5 protein-coding genes and 1 tRNA gene are annotated in these 4,370 nt (G+C 53.9%); 2 read left to right on the forward strand and 4 right to left on the reverse strand.

All coding sequences use genetic code 11. The features are described from left to right. Positions 1–51 precede the first annotated feature (51 nt). The 4 genes from ACOYNV_RS25970 to ACOYNV_RS25985 all read right to left on the reverse strand — a co-directional run bounded on the left by ACOYNV_RS25970 (position 52) and on the right by ACOYNV_RS25985 (position 3,181). On the reverse strand, positions 52–201 hold the full coding sequence (locus ACOYNV_RS25970; protein WP_422902714.1) for a Wzz/FepE/Etk N-terminal domain-containing protein: 150 nt from the start codon (positions 199–201) through the stop codon (positions 52–54). A 21-nt stretch (positions 202–222) separates the two neighbouring features. Further along, positions 223–2,082, reverse strand: coding sequence for a polysaccharide biosynthesis protein (locus ACOYNV_RS25975; protein WP_422902715.1), 1,860 nt, complete (start codon positions 2,080–2,082; stop codon positions 223–225). Positions 2,083–2,276: 194 nt separating this feature from the next. Then, positions 2,277–2,837, reverse strand: a complete 561-nt coding sequence (locus tag ACOYNV_RS25980; protein ID WP_422902716.1) for a sugar transferase — start codon at positions 2,835–2,837, stop codon at positions 2,277–2,279. A gap of 256 nt (positions 2,838–3,093) precedes the next feature. Beyond that, positions 3,094–3,181: transfer RNA gene (locus ACOYNV_RS25985), tRNA-Ser, on the reverse strand. Positions 3,182–3,751: 570 nt separating this feature from the next. Here ACOYNV_RS25985 and ACOYNV_RS25990 point away from each other — a divergent pair. Then, entirely contained in the window at positions 3,752–4,024 is a 273-nt protein-coding gene (locus ACOYNV_RS25990; protein ID WP_422902717.1) for a DUF1778 domain-containing protein, read from the forward strand. Further along, a partial coding sequence (locus ACOYNV_RS25995; RefSeq protein WP_422902718.1) for a GNAT family N-acetyltransferase occupies positions 4,021–4,370 on the forward strand: 350 nt, incomplete at its 3' end. The genes ACOYNV_RS25990 and ACOYNV_RS25995, both read left to right, overlap by 4 nt.

Consider the following 4,370-nt stretch of genomic DNA (forward strand, 5'->3'; position numbering starts at 1 on the left):
CCCTTCTGGCAAGCTTTGGCACAAAGTTCCATATCAGTTTTGCGTGATTACTTACTGCGGTTGCGCAACAAAAATCAACACCACCGCACCCAGCACCCCGGCCAGCACGCCGCCGACCACCCAGCGCCAGCCTTCAACCAATTTTTCCCAAAGATCAAACAGGCTGATCTCATCCTCTTCAATAACTTCCGTACCGCTCATCAAAAATCCTCTCGTGTAAACTCAATGCACCACAACGTCGCTGCGCCCGCATTCAACCAGTGTTCGCCACAACAACTCAGAATCACCCTGCCGGGCCGGAGCATACTCCTGCACCAGCAGAGTCAACATTTCCAGCACCTTCTCGTAATCGAAGGCTTGGCAGGCCAGATTGAGCCGGTTTAATCGCTCTTCAAGCAAGGACCAAGGCAATTCGTGCTCGGAAGCACGCATGATCAATGGATGCGACGTGCCCTCAACGTTCTCGCCAATCAGCAATTCCTCGTAAAGCTTCTCGCCGGGTCGCAGGCCAACGATCTCGATGGCAATATCGCCATCCGGATTACCTTCGTCCAGCACTGTCAAGCCGCTCAAGTGAACCATCCGGCGCGCCAGATCGATGATTTTGACCGGCTGCCCCATGTCCAGAACAAAAACCTCGCCGCCCATCCCCATCGAGCCGGTCTGAATCACCAGTTGTGCCGCCTCCGGAATGGTCATGAAATAACGGGTAATTTCCGGATGCGTCAGCGTTATCGGCCCACCCGCCGCAATCTGCTTGCGGAAGAGCGGCACCACGGAGCCTGACGATCCCAGTACGTTGCCGAAGCGAACCATGCAAAATCGCGTAACGCCGCCTTGCCGCGACAAGCCCTGCAAGATCAATTCAGAAAGCCGCTTGCTGGCGCCCATCACGTTGGTCGGGCGCACTGCTTTGTCGGTAGAAATCAGCACAAAGGTCTCCACCCCCACCGCCAGCGCGGCTTCCGCCATTCGCAGGGTGCCGATGGCGTTGTTACGTACGCCTTCGACAGGATTGTGTTCGACCAGCGGCACATGTTTGTAAGCCGCCGCGTGATAAACAGTCTGCACCGCGAAGCTTTTCATGATTCGCTCATTGCGCTGCTGGTGGACCACCGAGCCGAGCAAGGCAACGATCTCGACCTGCAATTCCTTTCGTGAGCACAATCCAAGCAACTCCTGCTCGACCGTGTACAGCGCAAACTCGGAAAGCTCCATCAACACCAAACGCGTCGGCTGCAATTGGACGATCTGGCGGCAAAGCTCTGAGCCGATCGATCCGCCGGCTCCCGAAACCAGCACCACTTTACCGCTGACGCATTTGCTAAGCAGACTCAAATCCGGCGCTACTGTATCGCGGCCAAGCAGATCCTCAATTTCAACATCCCTAATTGCGTCCGCCGTGATATGCCCGTTCACCAACTCCGACATGCTCGGCACAATTTTAACTTTGCAATGCAGTTTTTCAAGGCGATTGATTATTTCTGCCCTGCGGGCGCGGCCGGCAGAGGGAATAGCCAGCAAAACTTCTTCAACCTCCTTGGCAGACAAAATTTCTGGCAAATAGTCAGGTGAGTAAACACGTAGCCCGGCCAACTCGGTTTGCTGAATGGCTGATTTGTCGTCAAAAAACGCCACTGGCAAATAATCCCGACTCGCCTTCAAGGCATAAAGCAGTTGCGTACCTGCGCGGCCAGCGCCATATATAGCCACGCGTTTTCGAGAATCATGCTGGCGCTCGGCGCGCAGAAAATAGCTGCGCACCAGAAACCGGGTGGCTCCCACATAAACAATCGCCAATAGCCAGTAAATGCCCAAAACCCCACGCGAAAACATCGGGGTATGCGTCAAGGCAATACTCGCCGCAAGCAGCAGTACCGATAGCGATACGCCGCCCGCCACGACAAATACCACCCGGTCTTCCATAAAGCGGATAACCGCCCGATACAAGCCAAGCCGGACGAATATCGGGATTGCCAGCACGGGCGCCGCCATCATCTGCCAACCATAACCCGCATAATCGGGAGTCAAGGTTTCAAAACGTAAAGCCAGCGCAGACCAGAAAGCAAAGAGCAACAGCATATAATCAGTAACCACAGCAATAAGCTGTTTGTACCTACGCGGCAGATTCAAAACCGGCTTAAGCAATTAATACCACCTTTAACATAATCGGATCGATTTTCGTAGGAGCGCCCCCACATGGTGCCTGAAGACCCGCATGAATATTGGCTTCCAGGGCATCGCTATAAAACTGTTCGGTGTTACTTCAATCTGGATCAATGCGACACGCCGTCCCGCTGCAGCACCTTGACAAAAGTCAGCCACAAAATCCGGATATCAAAGCCAAGGGATTGCCGCTGGAGATACTCAAGATCCAGCTTCACTTTCTCTGGAATCGGCAATTCATCACGCCCATTGACTTGCGCCCACCCGGTCAAACCCGGCACCAACTCATCAACCCCGTTTTTGCTACGCAAAGCAATCAAATCATCCTGATTGAATAAAGCCGGGCGCGGCCCGACAAAGCTCATATCCCCAACCAGAATACTCCACAATTGCGGCAATTCATCCAGACTGGATTTTCGCAGAAAAGAGCCAATCGGCGTCAAATAAACCTTGGCGTCATTCAATAAGTGCGTCGCCACAGCCGGGGTACCGATCTGCATGCTGCGGAATTTCGGCATTTTGAAGATCCGGCTATGGCGACCCACACGATCAGACCAATATAAAACCGGGCCCGGAGACGTTAATCTGACCAGCAAAGCGATGACGATTACAGGGAGTACCAACACCAGCGCCGCCAAAACGGCCAACACCAAATCAAAAAATCGCTTCATCAATATCCCCGTGACAAATTAATTAAATTGGCTTTTGTGGGACTGTGTGCTGTACGTGATGGAAGCCCGGTAGAGCATCAAGACTGGCGAGAACGGGCACCCCTTCACCCACTACTGTACCCAAGTGATTGGCTTGTCTCCCTACCTTTGCTACGAGCAAGTTAAAATTAACCTGAAAAGGGGCAATGAGGGAGCAATGAAGCCAAAAACCAAAAAGAGCCAGTTCAGTTGAATTGGCTCTTTTCCTTGGTATCACTGGCGGAGAGGGTGGGATTCGAACCCACGGTACCTTGCAGTACGCCTGATTTCGAGTCAGGTACAATCGACCACTCTGCCACCTCTCCGTCAGGTGCAGGATTTTAGCACAACACCACAAACTGATGCTCGGTTCGTGGTTGACCTTAAGGGTAAATTTGTTCTAACCATCAACCATCAACCATCAACCGTCATTCCGGCGAAGGCCGGAATCCAGATTCGTTCATCTAATCAAGATGTTAAACACCAGTTTGATAAACGAACTGGATTCCGGGACAAGCCCGGAATGACGGTAAATCAATGGGTTAGCGTTAGAACAAATTTACCCTGGGTTGACCTTCGCGCCCAGGGGATCAAGCTTGGCGCATCCCTGCTTCAAGACACCGTCAACCGGGCTGTGGTGGTTTCCCAGAACGCTGCTGTCCGAGCGTTGCTGGTGCATGCCCCCTTCACGAGCGTGCCAGGGAGTTCTACGAACACTATGGTTTTCAGTCGTCACCGTTGCATCCGGTGACACTGATAGTTGTCATGGAGTTGTTGCAGCCGTTGCAGGGTGTGCAAATCTCATTTGCACACCCTGCAAACCTGCGTATTGACAATAGCCACACGCCCGACTACGCTTTGTATATCTATCGTGTAGGCATTGAAAGGAAAAATCCATGCGCAACGCCGCCATCAATCTGCGGGCATTGCCCGAGCAGCGAGACTTGATTGATCGCGCTGCAACGCTGTCAGGCAAGAACCGTTCGGACTTCATGCTTGAGGCTGCCTGCGACAAAGCTAAGGCGGTAGTACTTGACCAGGTGTTCTTCAGCCTGGATACCGACAAGTACCGGCAGTTCACTGCGCTTCTCGACGCCCCGCCAAGCCACAATCCAGGGCTTGAGCGTCTTATGGCCGTGACGGCTCCTTGGGCCACTCCCAAGGCATGAACTTGCAACTCGACGCACCTCAGCCGCTCGCGGCCACCCATCTTCTGGATGGATTTGAGTGCGGCGAGACTGTTCTCGACGAGTGGCTCAAGCGCCGCGCCATGAGCAACCAATCGAGCGGGGCCAGCCGCACCTTTGTAGTGGCGGATCAAGGTAGCCGAATTTACGGCTATTACGCCATGGCGGCGGGCGCAGTCTGGCACCAGATGGCAACCAGCGCTGTGCGTCGGAACATGCCCGATCCAGTTCCGGTGATGGTTCTGGCTCGGCTCGCGGTTGACCTTCGCGCCCAGGGCATCAAGCTTGGCTCATCCCTACTGCAAGACGCGGTCAACCGGGCTGTAGC

The sequence above is a fragment of the Propionivibrio sp. genome (assembly GCF_049316945.1).
Taxonomy (GTDB): Bacteria; Pseudomonadota; Gammaproteobacteria; order Burkholderiales; family Rhodocyclaceae; genus Propionivibrio.

Coding starts and splice junctions, on each gene's coding strand:
- ACOYNV_RS25970 (WP_422902714.1), bottom strand. CDS start 201: ATGAGCGGTACGGAAGTTATTGAAGAGGATGAGATCAGCCTGTTTGAT.
- ACOYNV_RS25975 (WP_422902715.1), bottom strand. CDS start 2,082: ATGCTGTTGCTCTTTGCTTTCTGGTCTGCGCTGGCTTTACGTTTTGAA.
- ACOYNV_RS25980 (WP_422902716.1), bottom strand. CDS start 2,837: ATGAAGCGATTTTTTGATTTGGTGTTGGCCGTTTTGGCGGCGCTGGTG.
- ACOYNV_RS25990 (WP_422902717.1), top strand. CDS start 3,752: ATGCGCAACGCCGCCATCAATCTGCGGGCATTGCCCGAGCAGCGAGAC.